The sequence below is a fragment of the Actinomycetota bacterium genome, assembly GCA_019347675.1.
GTDB lineage: Bacteria > Actinomycetota > Nitriliruptoria > Nitriliruptorales > JAHWKO01 > JAHWKW01.
Genome location: JAHWKW010000011.1, coordinates 12,049 through 29,626, shown reverse-complemented (window position 1 = coordinate 29,626; position 17,578 = coordinate 12,049). Strand labels below are relative to the sequence as shown.

Genomic DNA, 17,578 nt, shown 5'->3' with positions numbered 1-17,578 from the left:
GCGTTGCGGGACAACGCTTGCGAAGGAGCTGGAGCGGTCGGGGATCCCGACCGCGGTCATCACCAACCTGGTCTCGATCGCTGAGAAAGTGGGTGCTCCCAGGATCGTGCCGGGGCGTGCGATCCCTCACCCGGTCGGCGACCCGGAGCTGGAACCCGACGCGGAACGGGCGTACCGGCGGCGGGTGTTGGAGCGCGCACTGGAGGCCGTCTCGACGCCCGTGAAACGACCGACCGTGTTCTCCATGGACGGCGAGGAAGGCGACGACGATGAGTGATTCAGCCGTCATCTCTGCGGCTACCACCGTGCTGGCGCACACCCCCGGGCTGGTCCGCCACGGGTCGAAACCGCGGCGGGAGCTGCCCAAGGACGAGCAGCTGCGCGAGAAGTTCTTCGCCAGCCTGCGCACCTTCGAGGAGGCCGTTGCCTACCGGCCGCACCATGCCTACCTGGGTGCCCTTCACCCCCGCGAGCTCCCCGAGCGCCCGTGGGTGAGCAACCCCGATGAGGACGCGGGACGCTTCGCGCCCCGCGGTGAGCTGATGCCCGAGGACGAGTTCATCGGGCTGATGGCTGCCGTCGACGAGTTCGACCTGATCACCCTCGATCCGGACTTCGCCGAGCAGACCGCTGCGAAGCTGGGCGAGCACCCGCTGGCCAAGGGCATCGATCTGGACAAGATCACCGACGCCGCCGGGGACCTGGATGCCGCCGTCGACCAGTCCGGCGCCGTCGCCGTGCACGTCGAAGGTGACCGGGTCGTCGCCGCGATCCGCCGCGCGCATGACGTCGACGAGTCCCTGGCAGCGCCCGTCCTCCTGGAGAACCTCACGGTCAAGGCGACCGGGACCCTGGCCTTGCTGCACCTGCTCGACGACCACGACATCGACCCGTCCTCGATCCAGTACACGCTGACCTGCTCTGAGGAGGCGGTGGGGGACCGTTACCAGCGCGGCGGCGGGAACATGGCCAAGGCGATCGCCGGTGTCGCGGGACTGACCGATGCGTCGGGGTTCGACGTGAAGAACTTCTGCGCGGCGCCGATCCCGGCGCTGGTCGTGGCTGCCAGCCTGGTGGTGGCGGGGGTGTTCCGCCGCGTGGCGATCATCGCGGGCGGGTCGCAGGCCAAGCTCGGGATGAAGTTCCAGGGCGGGTTGAAGAACGACCTTCCGGTCCTGGAGGACGTCATCGGCGGCACCGCCGTCCTGGTCGAGGCCGACGACGGCGCGTCCCCGCGGATCCGCCTCGACGCCGTCGGTCGCCACCGCGTCAGCTCCGGGGGGTCCAACCCCCAGATCCTGCAGGACCTCGCGATCGGCCCCCTCGAGGTGGCCGGCCTGAAGATGCTCGACATCGACGACTACGGCACCGAGCTGCACAACCCCGAGATCATGGAGCCGCAAGGGTCGGGAGACGTCGCCACCCGCAACTACCGCACCCTGGGGGCGTTGGCCGCCCGCCGCGGCGAGATCGACCGCGACCAGATCGACGAGTTCGTGGCTGAGCGCGGCATGCCAGGCTTCGCCCCGAGCCAGGGTCACCTCGCCTCGGCCCTGTGCTACCTGCCACATGCGTTACCCCGGCTGACCGACGGTGACGCCGAGCGGGTACTTTTGATGGCCAAGGGCAGCTTGTTCCTCGGGCGGATGAGCCAGAGCTCGGACGGGATGAGCGTGCTTCTGGAACGCAACGCAGAAAGGAGCTAGACGTGGCTGAGGCAGTGATCGAGGCCAACAGCGACAACTTCGACGAGATCGTGTCCGATGGCCTGGTGCTGGTGGACGTGTGGGGTCCGGACTGTCAGCCGTGCTTGCAGCTCGAGCCCCACGTCGAGGAGATCGCCGAGGAGCGGGACGACCTGAAGGTCGCGAAGGTCAAGGCAGACGACAACCGGCGGTGGTGCATGGACCACCAGGTGATGGGCCTGCCGACCTTCCTCCTGTTCCAGGACGGCGAGGAGGTCTCGCGGATCTCCGACCCCGACCTCGGGCCGCCACGCTTCAAGGAGTGGCTGAACGAGGAGTTGGAGCAACTGACCTGAGGCCGGAGGGTGAACGACCGACGGGGAGCAACGGACGTCAAGGAGGGAACATGTTCGACGGGAAACAAGTGATCGTGATCGGTGAGCGCGACGGTGTCGCCGGCCCCGCCATCGAAGCCTGTGTGAAGGAGGCCGGAGGCGACGTGGCGTTCACCGCCACCGAGTGCTTCGTCTGAACGGCGGCGGGGGCCATGGACCTGGATAGCCAGGAAGCGATCAAGAACTTGGCGGACGAGCACGGCACCGACAACCTGCTCGTCATCCTCGGGGCGCCTGACCCCGAGAGCGCCGAGATCGCTGCCGAGACGGTCGTTCTCGGCGATCCCAGCTACGCCGGTCCTCTGGCCGAGGCCCAGTTGGGCCTCACCGTGTACCACGTCCTGGAGGACGAGGTGAAGGACGCCATCCCCGACGACGCGTGGGAGGAGCACATCGGCCTGATGGCCGAGGCGCTCGACCCGGAGGCGCTCAGCGAGGCGGTGGCGGCGATGCGTGAGAAGGCCGGCTGACCGGCTGACCGGTTCAGACGGCGAGCGGGGCGGGGATCTGATCCCCGCCCCGCTGCTCGTCCCCGCCGGATCCAGCCGGCGGTCGTGCGTCGCGGTGGAGGTTCAGCCGGCGTGGCGGCGCCGTCGCACGGCCACCCCGGCACCGCCCAGCGCCACCGCGACCAGCCCGGCCAGCAGCAACTGCCAGATCGCGGGCCCGCGGGGAGCGGGGGTGACGGCAACCGCCTCCTCGACCGCCAGGACCGTCGTCTCGGTCTGGTGCTGACCGTCGGCGTCGGTCCCGGTTGCCACGACCTCCACGTCCCCTACCGCGTCGTCAGGCACGGTGATGATCGCCTCGTAGGTCCCGTCGGGTTCCACGGTGGTGGCGCCCAGGACCTCCTGATCGGACGGGGCGTCAGACGACGCCGTCGGCGCCGACAGGGACCCGCCCGCGCCCGTCGTGGTTGCTGCCGCGTTCGCCTGCGTCCGCGCCGGAGGCGGGCGCTTGATGAACGTCACCGTCGTGCCCGGCCCCCAGTTCGACCCCGTGATCGTGATCGTGGCACCCGGTGTGGTGACGATGATCGCCACCGGCCGGGACGGCCCCGGCGGGTACACCGCCTGCGCCGCCGCAAGACCGGGCATCACCAGCAGCAGGGCCGCTGCCAGTGCTGCGATGATCGACGTGCGCCTCATCCCTACCCCGTTCGTCGTCGGCGTCATCACGCTGCCTTCGCCGCGTCCAGGACCGCTTCGCACACGGCTCGCACGCCGCCGAGCGCGACCACCCTGCTCGGCGACAGTCGGCTGATCTCCGCCCGCACGTCACCCGGGAACGGCTGATCCGGCGGCGCGACGCAGTTGGGCACCAGCAGGATCGGACCGTCGATCAGGATCCCGCCCACCACGGCGTCAGCGAAGAGGTCGGCTCGGCTGAGGTAGGCGGTGGCGGCGGTGCCGGGGAACTGGTACCGGCTGATCTGGATCGCGGTCTGGGCCCGGCCGGTGCCGCCCAGGCGCAGCGTGGGCCGCTCACCGGCGGCCTCCCGCAACACCTGTTCGCACACCGCCGCCGTCCCGCCGAGCGCCGCGACCTGCTGCGGTTGGGTCCGGGCGATCTCGTTGCGGACCACGGTGGGGACCGCTTCGCACGAGCCGACCAGCAGGATCGGTCCGCGGGTGAGGATGCCGCCCACCACCGCGTCGACGAACAGGTCAGCGCGGGCCAGGTACACGTCGGTGACGTCGGCGGCGTCGGGGAACTGGAACTTCGAGATCTCGACGGCGGTCTCGACCCGGCCGGTCCCGGCGATCCTGGCGGTGGGCCGCCCGCCGGCGGCCTGCTGGAGCGTCGCGTCGCAGATCGCCTGCCTGCCGCCCAGCGCGTACACGATGGTGGGGTTCACCCGGCTGATCTCGTCGCGGGTGACCTGCAGCACGTCGCCGCAGTTGGGCACCAGCAGGATCGGGCCACGGGTGAGCACTCCTCCGGCCACCGCGTCGGCGAACAGGTCCTGGCGGGCGAGGTAGACGTGGCTGACGTCCGCCGGGTTGGGGAACCGCGCCTGCGAGATCCTGACCGACGTCTCCATACGCTCCAGCCCGCCGTGACGGCCCTTGTCGCGGGGCTGCGTGGCGACGGACTGGCTGAACGCCCCGCCGTCGGGCGCGACGTCGCTGTGCGCGATGTCGTCGTCGATGTTCTCGTCGTAGAACACCGCGACGCTGGCCCGGACCGACTCAGCGTCGCCGATGCAGCTGCGGCGCACGTCGCTCACCGAGTGGCGGTCGGTGAACGCCGCGGTGGCGGCGCAGCTCTCGACCGGCTGGCCACCCCGCACGTCGTACACGATCGCCGTCAGCTGCGCGTCGGCGTCGAGGCTGTAGTCGACGAAGAAGTCGCCGTCACCGTCATCGTCGATGTCGAGGAACCAGCCGATGAACGTGGCGTTCCCCCAGTTGGGGTCGGCCAGCGGGTTGGTCAGCTGCCTGGTGGTGACCGTGAGGCCCAGCGACTGGCCGAAGTTGACGCAGAAGCGCGTGATGTCGGCTTGCGGCTTGTCCTCCGGCGTCGCGGCCGGGTCGGTGGGTGACCCGCCGGTCGTCATCCGCTTGGTGTCACCGGCGGCGTCACCCAAGCAGACGGAGGTCCCCGGCTGCTGCGGCGGGGGCTGAAGCTGCTGGGCCTGCATCGCCGCGATCCCGCTACCGGTGGCGGCCCGCGCCGCTCGGGTGAGCGCGAGACGATCAGCGACAAGGTCGGCCTCCGCCGCGCCGGCGGGCGCGGCGGCGAGCCCGGAGACCGCCAGTGCCAGCGCCGCGACCAGCGCAGCGACCCGTCTCGAGCCGTGCCGAACTGCGATCATGCCCCACCCCTCGTTCGATGCGTTCCGCGACGCGTGAGGCGCGGAACATAGACCTGGCGTCGACACAAGTAAAGGCTCCGCAGCTCGCACGGTTCGTCGCGTTCGCCCGGCGTGCCCACCGGCGACCGACCGGGGCGCGTCGGCGCGCACGTCTCGCCCCACATGGCGACTGGCGGGTACGATCGGCCGCCGTCGTAAGCACCGCGGGGGATCGATGCCTGTCCACGAGCTGGAACCTGACACCCTGGATCTGCGCGACTACCTCGCTGTCGTGCGCCGCCAGAAGGTGCTGATCGCCGCCACCGTGGGGATCGTGGTGGTCGCCGCCATGGCCGTGACGTTGCTGCAGACCCCGGTGTACGAGTCCACCGTGGAGCTGGTGGTCGAGCCGCTGGGCTCGGCCGAGCAGTCCGCCCTGGAGCAGGCCCTGTTCGGTAAGACGGAGCTGGAGACCCAGCGCAAGCTCGTCAGCAGCACCCCGGTGGCCGGGCGCGTCGTCGAACAGCTCGGCCTGGACGCCACGCCAGAGGAGCTGCTGGAGCACCTGCGGGTCAACCTGCTCACCGAGACGCAGATCCTGGAGATCACCGCCAGCCACACCGATCCGGAGACGGCCGCCGGGATCGCGCAGGCGTTCGCCGACGCCTACCTCGAGGATCGCCGTGAGAACGGCCTGCAGCGGGTCCTGGCCGCGACCGCTGCCCTCGAGGAACGGGCCGAGGGTCTGCGCGAGCGCATCGACGAGCTCGGCGACCGGATCGCCGCTGCCGAGGCGAGCCCGACCCGCGAGGCGCGTGGCGACGCGAGATCGGAGCCGACCGCTGCTGCGACCGACGCCAGCGACGTCGAGGTGCTGCGCCGGGAGCGCGACAGCCTGCTCACTCAGCTGGGACAGGTGACCGCCCAGGCCACGACGTTCGAAGCCACCGACGAGTTCGTCCGCGGCGGTGGTCGCGTCATCGTCCCGGCGGCCGTCCCGCAGTCGCCGAGCTCCCCGAAGCCGGTCCGCACCGGGATCCTGGCGGTAGTGCTCGGGTTGATGCTGGGCACGGGGGCGGCGTTCCTCCGCGATCACCTCGATGACGCGATCCGCTCCGAGGAGGATGCCGTCCGCGCTTCCGGTCGGCCCGTACTGGGGCGTATCCCGCACGTGCCCGAGGCGGAGCAGCGTGGTCGGTTGATCTCGCTCCTGGATCCGTGGTCGGCAGCAGCCGAGGCGTACCGCACATTGCGCACCAACGTCCGGTTCGTCCTGGGCGGGGCGTCGTCAGGCGCCGACCGAGCGGCGGTCGGGCGGTCGCTCGCGGTGACCAGCCCAGCCGCTCAGGAAGGCAAGACCACCACCGCGGCCAACCTCGCGGTCGCCGCCGCCCGGGCTGGCGCGCGCGTCCTGCTCGTCGACGCCGACCTGCGGCGGCCGAACGTGCACAAGACCCTCGGCGTCGACGGTGTCCCGGGACTGTCCGACCTGCTGGTCGGCGAGGTGGAGCTGCGCGACGTGATCGTCGACGTCGGGGTGCCCAACCTGCGGCTGATCCCGGCGGGGAACATCCCACCCAACCCCGCCGAGCTGCTGGCGTCCCCGGCGATGGTCGCGCTGCGCCACCAGCTGACGGAGCTGGCCGAGCTGGTGATCTACGACACGCCGCCGGTGCTGGCCATCGCCGACGCGTTGGAACTCACCCCCGGGATGACCCAGACGCTGCTCGTGGTCAACGCTCGCCGCTCGCACCAACGGGCCGTCCGCGCCGCCGTGGAGCGCCTCGAGAGCATCGGCACGCCCGTCGCCGGGACCGTCCTGAACGACATCGACACCACCCAGCCCGGGTACTACTACGGCTACGGCTACGGCTACGGGGACTACCGTCCGGCCCAGGACGAATTCACCACCGCCCGTCCGCCGGCGCGGCCACGGCCGGGCGGTGCCTCCGAACCGGCCAGCCCCCCGTCCGCGCCGCATCCCCGGCCGGCACCGCCAGCGCAGGACGATCCTGCTTTCCCCCTCGACCCCGACCGCGACGAGACGTCACCCGCACGGCCGGGGCCGGCGGTGACGCCGCCACAGCCGGACGGGGAACGACGTGAGGCGGGAGGCCGACCCGCTGCGGTGCCCGATGCGCAGCCGGATGCGGAGCATGCGGTGACGGCCGTGGTGGGGCGTGGCGACGACGAGGCCCAGACCTCGGCGACGGCTCGACGTCTCGACTGGGCAAGCCGGTTGCCCGGACCGCCGGACCCAGGTCGGTCCTCCGCGGTGGCGGACGCCGCGGATGCCCACCACGGCGTCGACCGGCCGGCCGGGCCTGGTGCGGCTGGCGTCAAGCCGCCCGCCGGGAACGGTCAGCCGCCAGGTCCCGCCTGGCACGCCAACGATGCCAACGGCCCGGTTTCGCCGCCCGCACGGCACGGCCGCGAGCCTCGGCGGCGAGAGCCCACGAGCGACCGTGCCACCGACACCTCGACGCTGTTCGACCGTCCGGGCGGAGACGAAAGCCACCTCGGACACCCGCCGGGAGCCAACACCGACTAACGGCCGGGTCGTTGCGGTGAACGATGGGCTGGACCCGTGTGACTGCTGATGTGTAGAGTGGTCGCGACCGCGTGGGGCGCGACCGCGACTTGTCGGCCGTAGGGGACAGACATGCGACGTATCTGGGGCATCTTCGTAACCGCTTTCGCACTGCTGCTGGTGCTGCCGGGCGCAGCCTTGGCGCAGGCGCAGTACCCGCCCGGGGCGGCGGCCACGTGCCCGACCGGCACGGTCGTGGCTGGGGGGACGATCACGTGTTCGGCCGCCGGCTTCGCGCCTGCCTCGACCGTCACGGCCGAGGTGGCCGGCACCAACTTCACCCGCACGAGGACGGTGACGGCCGACCAGCAAGGCGTTGCCACCGCCACGATCGACATCCCCGCTGACGCGGCCCTGGGCGGCGCGACCGTCACGTTCACCGGCACGGACGTTTCCGGCCGCTTCCTCCGGGTCGCAGCCGCACAGTTCACGGTCGTCGCAGCGGCGGCGGGGCTGCCCACCACCGGCACGGGCGTGACCAACGGCCTGCTGGGCGCCCTGGCCGTCCTGATCCTCGGTGGCCTGTCCCTGACCGCGGCGCGGCGGCGCAGCCAGAAGGACACTGCCGCCCACAGCTGAGGTCTGCGGAACCACGACACACGGCGCGGAGACCCCGCGCCGTGTGTCGTCGCGCTACCGTCGCGGCCATGCCCCCAGGGTCGCGCGCACCGACGATCGGTGCGGTCGTCGTCGCCTACGAGTCCCATGCGGTGCTGCCTCCCCTGCTCGCATCGTTCGCCGTCCACGAACCCGATGTCCCCGTCGTCGTGGTCGACAACGACTCACCGTCAGGTACCCCGCCGGTCCCCGACGACGTCGAGCTGATCCGCCTCGGTGACAACCGCGGGTACGGCGCCGCCGCCAACGTCGGGGCGGCCAGGCTCCTGGAACTCGAGGCCCGCCACCTGGCCTTCCTCAACCCCGACATCCGCCTCGACGGCCGATCGCTGAGCGAGATCGCCGCCAAACTCACCAACCTCCCGAAGGTGGGTGTGGCATCGGGTCCGGTCCGAGACAGCGAGGGTCACGTCGTTCACTCGGCGTTGGGTCCCAACGCCACCATGCGGGCCTTGTGGTTCACGAGCGGCTGGCAGTCGCGTCGGACCCGGATGCTGATCAAGCGCCTGCTCAGTCGCGGGGTGCGCCACACGACCCACCTGGAGGACGCTCTACGCATCGAGGGCCATGTGCTGGGCGGTGTGATGGTGATCACCGCGGACTGCTTCGAAGACGTCGGCGGCTTCGACGAGGACTACTTCCTCTACTGGGAGGACGCCGACATCTGCGAGCGGGTCAGGCGTGCCGGTGCCGAGATCCGCATCGTGGACTGCCGACCGTTCGTGCACGCGCCGACGACCTCCACCCCCGGTGTGGCAGACGAACAGCGTTGGACGTGGTACGTCGAAGGGGCGCGGACCTTCGCGCAGAAGCACCTCCCCGCCGGGCAGGCCAGCCAGCTGGACGCCGCGCTTGCGCTGGGCCGCCGCCTGCGCGACCTGCGCGCACATGCGCGCGAGTAGGAGCCGCGCGCGCCCGGTCACGACCGCTGGCTCCACCGCGACGTCGCGCCGGGCGACTCGTGCCCGGCGGCCCTAGAGGTCACTCACGTAGCGAAGCGGTCGTGACCGGGACTCCTAGGTCACTCACGTAGCGAAGCGGTCGTGACCGGGACTCCTAGGTCACTCACGTAGCGAAGCGGTCGTGACCGGGACTCCTAGATGGCCGGGCTGTGCTCCGTCAGCCACGAACGCACGATGTCGCGCATCGACAGCACGCCGACCACGCCGGTCGCGTTCGCGACGATGACGTGGCGGAACCCGCCCCGCATCATGATCGAGGCCGCGTCCTCCAGCGCGGTATCGGGCCCGCAGACCGTGGCGCTGTCCGTCAGGTGGTCGTCCACGACCTCCTCATCGGGGTCCTGACCGGCCGCCAGCGACCGCAAGATGTCGCGCTCGGTGATGATGCCGGGGCCGGCTCCGTCGGGGTCGAGGATCACCGCCGAGCCGACCTTGCGCTCCATCATCATCTCCGACGCCTGGCGCAGGGTGTGCTCCGGACCGACCATCAGCACGACGGGCGTCATCGCGTCGGCAACCTTCATCTGACCCTCCCTTACCGTGCTTGGTCCAGCGTAACTCCGGTGCCGGCGAGCCGGTAGGACCGGCGGGGGAGCCTTCGGGGGGAGCTGAGCGCCACACGGACGGGGGACGGCGGGAATGCCGTCTCATGCGCTGGTCTCTGACCGTTCGTCCATCGCATCGCACGGATCGTGAGCGACCATGGATGCGGTGCCCTGTTCAGGAGGAGACATGTCAGATCAGCAAGAACGCCCACCAGAACGCGAGCGTGAGGTCATCGTCACCCAGGGTGGCGGCGGTGGTGGCCCGGGCGCGATCATCGCGGTGATCGTCGGCATCATCGTCTTGCTGCTGGTCGCGTGGTTCCTGTTCGGGACCGTGTTCGGCGGCGGTGGCGGCGACGCCGGCGACACCGAGATCGACGTCCCCGAGCAGGTCGACGTCAACGTCAACGACGGCGGTGGCGGCGGTGACGGCGGTGGCGGAACGCAGTAGCCCCAGGTCCGTCCGCTCCGGGGGTTGCGTTCGTGGACACGGCGGCTGGATAGCCGCCCGGCAGCACGACCACGAAGCAACCGCCGGTCGGGTGCCGGCCGGCAACCTGTGGCCGACTGCCCGGTGGCTCGTACCGCGCCGTTCCGTTGTTCAGTTCCGCCAGGCCACGGACGATCGCCAGACCCAGCCCGACGCCTGACGCCTCCCGTTGGATGCCGGTGCTGGCCTGTGAGAACCGCTCGAACAGGTGCGGGACGAACTCGTCGGGGACGCCCGCACCCTCGTCGCCGACTCGCAGCTCGACGATCCCGTCCACCCGGCGGGCGTCCACGGTGATCGGCGGGGCGCCGTACGTGACGGCGTTGGAGACCAGCTGCGCCACCATGCGGCAGGCGTGCTCCCGGTCGACGCGGACCGTGATGTGGGCCGGGATCTCGACGTGGACGTCGGCGCGGACGTCTGCGGGGGTCGGGACCTGATCGAGGGCGTCGCGCACCACCTCGGCCAGTGACGCCGTCTCGGAAGTCGGCTGCAACGTGCGGCTGGCGATCCTCGACTCGATCAGTAGGTCGTCCACCAGCCGGTACAGGCGCCGGCCGTGGCGGTCGATCGCCTCGATCGCGTTGCGCCGCGTCCGCTCGTCGAGCGTGCACCAGTCGCTCACGAGCATCTCGCTGTAGCCGAGGATGCTCGCGATCGGCGTCCGCAGCTCATGGGAGGTCATCGACAGGAAGTCGGCCTTCACGGTGTCGGCGCGACGCAGCCGCTCGTTGGCGCGCTGCAGCTCGGCGGCGTGACGGCGCAGCTGGTCGGCAGCGCGCGACAGCGCCCGCTGTGCGACGCGCCGCTCCAGGGCGTTGGTGAGGATCTCCGCGACCAGCCGCAGCAAGGCGATCGCGTCCGGGCTCCACACCCTCCCGTCACGGACCGCGTCGAACCCCACGAACCCGATCAGACGTCCCCGTCTCACCATCGGCACGACTGCCATCGACCGCACAGCGTGTCGGGCCAGGTCCGCCCGTTCTGCCACCGCCTCGGATGGCAGGTCGGTCACGTGCGGATGTGGATCGCCTCGTGCCGCTCCAGCTTCCGCAGCAACCACGGCAGCGTCTCGCGCGGCACCCGCTGCCGGACATCCTTCCGGCTGCGGATCCCGGGGGCGGTCCACTCGTGGACGTTGCTGACTGCCTTGTTGTCCTCGTCGACGAGGTAGAGGTAGCAGCGATCGACCTGTGCGAACTCGCCGACCTCGGCCAGGGCACGGTCGATCTCGGTCGCGGTTTGCTCGGGCCGGGTGGACAGGAACTGCCCGGACAGCCGTGTGACCAGTTCGTCGAACTCGGCCCGCCACCGCAGCGCCGCCTCAGCGCGGAGACGGTCGGTGACGTCGGTGAACGACAGCACCAGGCCGCGTTGCGGGCTCTCCTCCGTGGCCGGCATCAGGCGGGTGTTCGCCGACACCCACCGGGGATCACCGATCGGCGGACGCAGCCCCATCACCATCCCGGTCACCTCCACGCCGTTTCTGAGCGTGTGCACCACAGGGTGCTCGTGGGCGGGCATGGCGGTCCCGTCGCCACGTAGAGGGGTGTGAGCGAGGTCGGTGACCGGCCGTCCCCGCATCGCCTCGAGGTCCATGTCGAGCATGCGGACCGCACTGGGGTTGGCCGCGATCAGCCGCCCGAGGGCGTCGAAGGCGATGACACCCTCGTCGAGGGCGTCGAGGACCGCGACCAGGAACTCCTCGGTGAAGCGTGGCCGAGGCCGGTTCACGTCCTGCCTCCCCGCAGGATGCCGCATGTGAAGCCAGATCGTAGGCGTGACCGTTCCGGGTTGTCTCGCCGGCGTTACAGGCGGGTTGTGTCGGCCTCGCCGTCGGGCGGTGGGCCCAGCGGGTGTTCAGGACACCGCGGGGAGTCCCAGGTTGGCGTAGATCTCCCGCGTCGCGGTCGAACGGTTGAGCGTGTAGAAGTGCAAGCCCGGCGCCCCGGCCGCCAGCAGCTCGTCGCACACCTCCGTCGCCACCTCGACCCCGATGCGACGCACCTCCTCGGGATCGTCGGCGACGGCGTGCAGCCGTGCGGCGAGGTCGGCGGGGAACTCGGCCCCGGACAGCTCGGCGAACCGCTGCACCTGACCGACGTTGGTCACCGGCATGATCCCGGGGATCACCGGCCGGTCCACCCCCAGACGGTCCAGATCGTCGATCATCCCCAGGTAGTCGTCGGCGCGGAAGAAGAACTGGGTGATGCCGAAGTCGGCCTCCTGCAGCTTCGCTGCGAGGTGCCGGCGGTCGCTTTCCAGGTCGCCGTCGGACTCGGGGTGGCCCTCGGGATGGGCGGCCACCCCCACCGAGAAGTCCCCGACGTCGCGCGCCAGTCGGACGAGGTCGACGGCGTGGCGCAGTTCGCTGGGGGCAACGTCGTCGGGGTCGACGTTGCGGGGCTGGTCGCCGCGCAGGGCGAGGACGTTCTCGACGTTCGCGTCGTGGTAGCTGCGCAGGATGTCGCTGAGTTCGGCGCGGGTGTGCGCCACCGTCGTCAGGTGCGCCATCGGCGTCATCGAGGTGCGCTCGAGGATGTCGACCACGATGCGGTGGGTGCGGTCGCGGGTCGAGCCTCCCGCCCCGTAGGTCACGGACACGAACGACGGGCGCAGCGGCTCGAGCTCGTCGAGGGTCGCTCGGAGGTTGCGCTCACCCTCATCCGTCTTCGGCGGGAAGAACTCGAACGAGAACGTCCGCCCGCGCGCCAGCATGTCCACGACCCGCGGCACCGAACTCCTTCACGACGACGGAAGGGGTGAGGCTATCGCGGTTCGAACGACCGACGCCGCCCTGTCCGAGTGGACGTACTCGCGTTGGCCGCCCGTGTCGATGACCAGGGTGAACGCCCCCGGGAGACGCCCCAGGAGACGCCCATGACGGTGCAGGATCGTGCGACCGAGGACCTGCCACCCGAGCCTGCCGACGAGCCGACCGGCCCGTCGGTCGCCGGGCTGGACACCGGGATCCTCCTTCTGCTGCTGATGCTGATCGTCTTCGCCGCCCAACTCGCGTGGGTGGTGACCAACCGGTCGCAGGACCTGCCGGCGGAAACCGTGCCCCCGCCGGTCGCGGAGACCGAAGCTGCTGACTCGTCCTAGCTCAGGGACCGGCCGGTCCGCCTCTTGCGGTCCGGCGCCGCACCGTCCACCATGGGCATGACAGGCGGGGAGGCGGATGTGGCCGACCGGAGGGCCGCCGCAGGGCACGACCTCGACACGCTCGCGGACGTCGCGAACAGGATCGACCTCGACCCTGTCGACCGCCAGGCCCTCCACCTCGAGACGGACCCCACCAGGATCGACGACAGCGACTCGGACCGGGAGCACCTGGCCCGGTACGGCCGTCTCGAGGATCTGATCGACGCTTTCGTCGAGGCGTACAACGCCCACGACGTCGACCGGGTCGTCGAACTCCTCTCCGACGACGCGGAACTGCCGGGCCTGGGCGATGACGTCGCGGGCTTCATCCGCGCCTGCGGCACGCTATGGGACCAGCGGCCACACGCGATCCTGACCCGCGGCCTCCTCGACGACGAGCCGGTCGCGGTGCTGTGGGACATCGGTGAGCGGTCGGAGCCGGCCGTCGCGAGCGACATCTGGACGCGGATGGCGCTGCTGTGCTTCGACCGTGCCGGCGACGGGGACGAGGACACCCTGGGACTGATCGAGGGGGTCGACGACCCTGCGTCGTTGGAGGCTGTCGACACCGACAGTCCCGACCCCGACCTGGTCGAGGGCGCCCGCTGGCGTGAGTGGGACGAGGGCGCCGACGGGTAGCTGCCAGGCCGCAGGAGATCACCGTGCCGAGAAGTACTTCGCCTGCGGATGGTGGACGACGATCGCAGACGTCGACTGTTCCGGGTCGAGCATGTACTCGTCGGTCAGCGTGACGCCGATGCGGGTGGGATCCACCAGCCGGAACAGCTTCTCCTGGTCCTCGAGGTTCGGGCACGCGGCGTAACCGAACGAGTAGCGTGACCCGCGGTACTCCTGGCGGAACAGCCCCTGTTTGGTGTCCGCATCCTCGTCAGCGATGCCCAGCTCGTTGCGGACCCGCGCGTGCCAGAACTCGGCCAGGGCTTCGGCCATCTCCACCCCGAACCCGTGCGCGAACAGGTAGTCCTGGTAGCGGTCCTCGGCGAACAGTTCGGCGGCGACCTGGCTGATACGGCGCCCCACCGTCACCACCTGGATGCCGATCACGTCCGGTTCTGACGTGGCCACGTCGCGGAAGAAATCCGCCAGGCACAGAAACCGGCCGCGGGACTGGCGTGGGAACGTGAACCGTTCCAGCTCACGCTCCAGCGGGGCGTCGGGGTGCCACACGACCACGTCGTTGCCGTCACCGTTGGCGGGATAGTAGCCGTACGCCACCTCGGGGATCAGGAGCTTTTCGGCCTTGGCGCGGGCCACCCATCCGCGCAGCACCGGCCACGCCTCCTCCTCCAGGAACCGCTTGTACTCCTTGGGACTGCGCTCGCCGGGGGTGAAGCCCCACTGGTTGCGGAACAGCGCGATCTCGTTCACCAGCGGCCAGAACTCGTCGATCGCGATGCCCCGCGCGACCCGCTCCCCCCAGAACGGCGGCTGCGGGATATCCACGTCTGAAGCGACCTCGGACCTGGGCCGGCCCTTGGCGTCGACCCTCGGCGGGGCCTGGGCCTTCGGCTGGCGGCGGCGCAGGTGGTCCTTCTTCACCGGGGCCACCAGCTGGGGTGGTAGCGCGGCACCGGCGCGCTTTGACTCCATCAGCACGTCGAGGGTCTTCAAGCCCTCGAACGCGTCACGGCAGTAGAACACCTGCCCGCGGTACAGCTCGCGGAGTTCGTCCTCGACGTAGCTGCGGGTCAGCGCCGCCCCGCCCAACAGCACCGGGTAGCGGTCCGCGACCTGCCGCTTGTTCATCTCTTCGAGGTTGTCGCGCATCACCACCGTGGACTTCACCAGCAGCCCCGACATCCCGATCGCGTCGGCGTGTCCGCCCTCCGCCGCGGCCAGGATCGCGTCGATCGACTGCTTGATGCCGAGATTGACCGTGTCGTACCCGTTGTTGCGCAGGATGATGTCGACCAGGTTCTTACCGATGTCGTGCACGTCGCCCTTGACGGTCGCCAGGATCACCCGGCCCTTGTTGGTCGCCTCGCCTTTCTCCAAGCGCGGTTCGAGCCAGGCCACGGCCGACTTCATCACCTCCGCGCTCTGCAGGACGAACGGCAGCTGCATCTGCCCCGAGCCGAACAGGTCGCCGACGACCTTCATGCCGTCCAGGAGGAACCGGTTGATGATCTCCAACGGTGCCCACCGTCCGAGGGCCTCGCGCAGGTCGTCGTCCAGGCCGTCGCGTTCGCCGTCGATGATGCGCCGCTTCAACCGTTCCTCGACCGGGAGCGCGGCGAGATCCTCGCGGCTGGTTCGCGTCTCGGAGGCGCCTTCGAACAGCTGCATCAGCCGGTGCAGCGGGTCGTAGGCGCCGCTCTCGCCGTCCGCCCGGCGACGGTCGAGGATCAGGTCCTCGGCGACCGTCGCCTGCTCGTCGGGGATGCGGTGCAGGGGCAGGATCTTGCCCGGGTGCACGATCGCAGCGTCCAGGCCGCGTTCGATCGCCAGGTGCAGGAAGACCGAGTTCAGCACCTGTCGCGCTGCCGGGGACAGGCCGAACGACACGTTCGAGACGCCCAGGACCGTGTGGCAGCCGGGCAGTTCCGCCTTGATCCGCTCGATCGCGTCCAGGGTGGCGATGCCGTCGCGGCGCAGGTCCTCCTGCCCCGATCCCAACGGGAACGTCAGCGTGTCGAAGATCAGGTCGGACGGTTCCAGGCCGTACTCGCTGATCGCGATGTCGGCGACCCGCTTGCAGACGTCGACCTTCCACTCGGCTGTGCGCGCTTGGCCCTCCTCGTCGATGGCCAGGACGATCACCGCGGCGCCGTACCGGCGCGCCAACGGCAGCAGCCGGTCGGCCTTGACCCGGCCGTCCTCGAGGTTGACGGAGTTGATCACGGCTCGCCCGCCGATGCGGGTCAGCGCCGCCTCGATCACCTCCGGCTCGGTCGAGTCGATCACCAGCGGCAGGGTCGACTGCGTCGCGAGGCGGTCGACCGCCGCGACGACGTCCGGGACGCCGTCGCGGCCGACGTAGTCGACGCACAGGTCCAGGACGTGAGCACCCTCGCGGGTCTGTGACCGCGCCATCTGGACGAGGCCGTCCCAGTCCTCGCTCAGCAGCAGGTCGCGGAAGGCCTTCGAGCCGTTGGCGTTGAGCCGCTCCCCGACGACCAGGAAGGAGGTCTCCTGCTCGATCGGGACGGCGGCGTACAGCGACGCGAGCGACGGTTCGAAGGTCACGTCCCGTGCAGCGGCGGCCCGCCCCACAGGTCCGCTCGCGTTGGCAGCGGGGCTGTCAGCGTCCGGGTCAGCGAGCCGCTCGATCACCTGTCGCAGGTGGTCGGGGGTGGTCCCGCAGCAGCCGCCGACCACCGTGACGCCGTACTCGGCGGTGAACTCGTCCAGCGCCCTGGCGAGCGCCTCGGGCGTCAACGAGTACACGGCCTGCCCACCCTCCATGTGCGGGATCCCGGCGTTGGGGACAACGCTGATCGGCAGGCGCGACTGGCGGGACAACGTCCGCACGTGCTCGCGCATGTCGTCGGGACCGGTGGCGCAGTTCATGCCGAGCACGTCGATCGGGAGGGGATCCAGCGCGGCGATCGCCGCCAGCGGCTCGGTCCCGAGCAGCATCGTGTTGATGTCCTTCTCGACCGTGAACTGCACCATCAGCGGGAGACGCACGCCGCGTTCGTCGAACACGTCGTGACAGGCAGCGACCGCGGCTTTGGCCTGTAGTGGGTCGAAGCAGGTCTCGACCAGCAGGACGTCCACGCCGCCGTCGAGCAGGCCACGGACCTGCCGGCGGTAGCCGTCCTCCATGGCGGCCAGGTCGATGAAGTCCTTGGTGGTGGCCGGGTCCTTCCCCAGCGACAGGGTGGGGGAGCGCGTGCCCGGGCCGATCGACCCGATCACCCAGCGCGGCTTGTCGACGGTGGCGTACCGGGCGCACGCTCGGCGCGCGATCTCCGCGGCGAGCCGGTTGAGCTCCTCGCAGTCGTCGGCGAGGCCGTACTCGCCCAGGACCCACGGGGCGCCGCCGAACGTGTCGGTCTCCACCGCGTCGCAGCCGACCTCGAGGAAGGACGTGTGGATGGCTTCGATCACGTCGGGGCGGGTACGGACCAGCACTTCGTTGCAGCCCTCGAGCGCGGGCCCGCCGAAGTCGTCAGCGGTCAGCCCCAGCTCCTGGATCGAGGTGCCCATCGCCCCGTCCAGGACGACCACCCGCGATCGCATCGCGGCGAGGAACGGGTGATCGTCGAGTCGACGTGGACCAGAGGACATCGCCGGGAAGGGTACGCGCTGCTCCAGCGCGGACACGTCGCCGGTGTCCGCTGACCGCCTGCCCGACCCGGCAGCTGCGACCCCGATGGTCGGGGGCG

General features: G+C 70.6%; 17 protein-coding genes. 10 read left to right on the top strand and 7 right to left on the bottom strand.

Annotated elements, in window-relative coordinates:
- Window positions 1-28 precede the first annotated feature (28 nt).
- Genes KY462_08810 through KY462_08795 form a run of 4 tightly spaced genes read left to right on the top strand, consistent with a single transcriptional unit; the run spans window position 29 to window position 2,550 of the window.
- Window positions 29-277 carry a hypothetical protein gene (locus KY462_08810; GenBank protein MBW3577821.1) on the top strand — a complete coding sequence of 83 codons (249 nt, stop codon included), beginning with the start codon at window positions 29-31 and terminating at the stop codon, window positions 275-277.
- A complete protein-coding gene (locus KY462_08805) occupies window positions 270-1,706 on the top strand; it encodes a glycine reductase (protein MBW3577820.1) in 1,437 nt (478 codons plus the stop codon). The genes KY462_08810 and KY462_08805 overlap by 8 nt, the downstream gene beginning before the upstream one ends.
- 14 nt (window positions 1,707-1,720) lie before the next feature.
- Entirely contained in the window at window positions 1,721-2,041 is a 321-nt protein-coding gene (locus tag KY462_08800) for a thioredoxin family protein (protein ID MBW3577819.1), read from the top strand.
- Between the two features lie 50 nt (window positions 2,042-2,091).
- Entirely contained in the window at window positions 2,092-2,550 is a 459-nt protein-coding gene (locus KY462_08795) for a glycine/sarcosine/betaine reductase complex selenoprotein A (protein ID MBW3577818.1), read from the top strand.
- Between the two features lie 102 nt (window positions 2,551-2,652).
- Here KY462_08795 and KY462_08790 read toward each other — a convergent pair whose 3' ends face one another.
- Both KY462_08790 and KY462_08785 read right to left on the bottom strand, forming a co-directional pair.
- Window positions 2,653-3,228, bottom strand: a complete 576-nt coding sequence (locus KY462_08790; protein ID MBW3577817.1) for a hypothetical protein — start codon at window positions 3,226-3,228, stop codon at window positions 2,653-2,655.
- A gap of 26 nt (window positions 3,229-3,254) precedes the next feature.
- A complete protein-coding gene (locus KY462_08785; protein ID MBW3577816.1) occupies window positions 3,255-4,898 on the bottom strand; it encodes a cell wall-binding repeat-containing protein in 1,644 nt (547 codons plus the stop codon).
- Between the two features lie 214 nt (window positions 4,899-5,112).
- Here KY462_08785 and KY462_08780 point away from each other — a divergent pair, with 214 nt between their 5' ends.
- From KY462_08780 to KY462_08770, 3 genes are all read left to right on the top strand, one after another.
- On the top strand, window positions 5,113-7,428 hold the full coding sequence (locus KY462_08780) for a polysaccharide biosynthesis tyrosine autokinase (GenBank protein ID MBW3577815.1): 2,316 nt from the start codon (window positions 5,113-5,115) through the stop codon (window positions 7,426-7,428).
- A 111-nt stretch (window positions 7,429-7,539) separates the two neighbouring features.
- Entirely contained in the window at window positions 7,540-8,046 is a 507-nt protein-coding gene (locus KY462_08775; GenBank protein ID MBW3577814.1) for a hypothetical protein, read from the top strand.
- Between the two features lie 68 nt (window positions 8,047-8,114).
- Entirely contained in the window at window positions 8,115-8,987 is an 873-nt protein-coding gene (locus tag KY462_08770; protein MBW3577813.1) for a glycosyltransferase family 2 protein, read from the top strand.
- A 194-nt stretch (window positions 8,988-9,181) separates the two neighbouring features.
- Here KY462_08770 and KY462_08765 read toward each other — a convergent pair whose 3' ends face one another.
- The gene (locus tag KY462_08765; protein MBW3577812.1) at window positions 9,182-9,571 is read right to left on the bottom strand and encodes a CBS domain-containing protein; all 390 of its coding nucleotides are present in this window, start codon (window positions 9,569-9,571) and stop codon (window positions 9,182-9,184) included.
- Window positions 9,572-9,779: 208 nt separating this feature from the next.
- On the opposite strand from KY462_08765, the gene KY462_08760 reads away from it, so the two are divergent.
- Window positions 9,780-10,043 (top strand): hypothetical protein, encoded by a 264-nt coding sequence (locus tag KY462_08760; protein ID MBW3577811.1) that lies wholly within the window; start codon window positions 9,780-9,782, stop codon window positions 10,041-10,043.
- Here KY462_08760 and KY462_08755 read toward each other — a convergent pair.
- From KY462_08755 to metF, 3 genes are all read right to left on the bottom strand, one after another.
- Entirely contained in the window at window positions 9,997-11,211 is a 1,215-nt protein-coding gene (locus tag KY462_08755; GenBank protein MBW3577810.1) for a HAMP domain-containing histidine kinase, read from the bottom strand. The two genes, KY462_08760 and KY462_08755, sit on opposite strands and share 47 nt — an antisense overlap.
- Window positions 11,094-11,816 carry a PAS domain-containing protein gene (locus tag KY462_08750; protein ID MBW3577809.1) on the bottom strand — a complete coding sequence of 241 codons (723 nt, stop codon included), beginning with the start codon at window positions 11,814-11,816 and terminating at the stop codon, window positions 11,094-11,096. Before KY462_08750 ends, KY462_08755 begins: the two co-directional genes overlap by 118 nt.
- Before the next feature lie 126 nt (window positions 11,817-11,942).
- Window positions 11,943-12,800, bottom strand: a complete 858-nt coding sequence (metF, locus tag KY462_08745; protein ID MBW3577808.1) for a methylenetetrahydrofolate reductase [NAD(P)H] — start codon at window positions 12,798-12,800, stop codon at window positions 11,943-11,945.
- A gap of 162 nt (window positions 12,801-12,962) precedes the next feature.
- On the opposite strand from metF, the gene KY462_08740 reads away from it, so the two are divergent.
- Complete coding sequence (locus tag KY462_08740; GenBank protein ID MBW3577807.1) at window positions 12,963-13,187, top strand: hypothetical protein; 225 nt, start codon at window positions 12,963-12,965, stop codon at window positions 13,185-13,187.
- Window positions 13,188-13,265: 78 nt separating this feature from the next.
- A complete protein-coding gene (locus KY462_08735; GenBank protein MBW3577806.1) occupies window positions 13,266-13,865 on the top strand; it encodes a hypothetical protein in 600 nt (199 codons plus the stop codon).
- 18 nt (window positions 13,866-13,883) lie between these two features.
- Here KY462_08735 and metH read toward each other — a convergent pair whose 3' ends face one another.
- Window positions 13,884-17,480, bottom strand: coding sequence for a methionine synthase (metH, locus tag KY462_08730; GenBank protein ID MBW3577805.1), 3,597 nt, complete (start codon window positions 17,478-17,480; stop codon window positions 13,884-13,886).
- Window positions 17,481-17,578: the final 98 nt, after the last annotated feature.

Coding starts and splice junctions, on each gene's coding strand:
- KY462_08805 (MBW3577820.1), top strand. CDS start 270: ATGAGTGATTCAGCCGTCATCTCTGCGGCTACCACCGTGCTGGCGCAC.
- KY462_08790 (MBW3577817.1), bottom strand. CDS start 3,228: ATGAGGCGCACGTCGATCATCGCAGCACTGGCAGCGGCCCTGCTGCTG.
- KY462_08785 (MBW3577816.1), bottom strand. CDS start 4,898: ATGATCGCAGTTCGGCACGGCTCGAGACGGGTCGCTGCGCTGGTCGCG.
- KY462_08780 (MBW3577815.1), top strand. CDS start 5,113: ATGCCTGTCCACGAGCTGGAACCTGACACCCTGGATCTGCGCGACTAC.
- KY462_08775 (MBW3577814.1), top strand. CDS start 7,540: ATGCGACGTATCTGGGGCATCTTCGTAACCGCTTTCGCACTGCTGCTG.
- KY462_08770 (MBW3577813.1), top strand. CDS start 8,115: ATGCCCCCAGGGTCGCGCGCACCGACGATCGGTGCGGTCGTCGTCGCC.
- KY462_08765 (MBW3577812.1), bottom strand. CDS start 9,571: ATGAAGGTTGCCGACGCGATGACGCCCGTCGTGCTGATGGTCGGTCCG.
- KY462_08760 (MBW3577811.1), top strand. CDS start 9,780: ATGTCAGATCAGCAAGAACGCCCACCAGAACGCGAGCGTGAGGTCATC.
- metF (MBW3577808.1), bottom strand. CDS start 12,800: ATGCTGGCGCGCGGGCGGACGTTCTCGTTCGAGTTCTTCCCGCCGAAG.
- KY462_08740 (MBW3577807.1), top strand. CDS start 12,963: ATGACGGTGCAGGATCGTGCGACCGAGGACCTGCCACCCGAGCCTGCC.
- metH (MBW3577805.1), bottom strand. CDS start 17,480: ATGTCCTCTGGTCCACGTCGACTCGACGATCACCCGTTCCTCGCCGCG.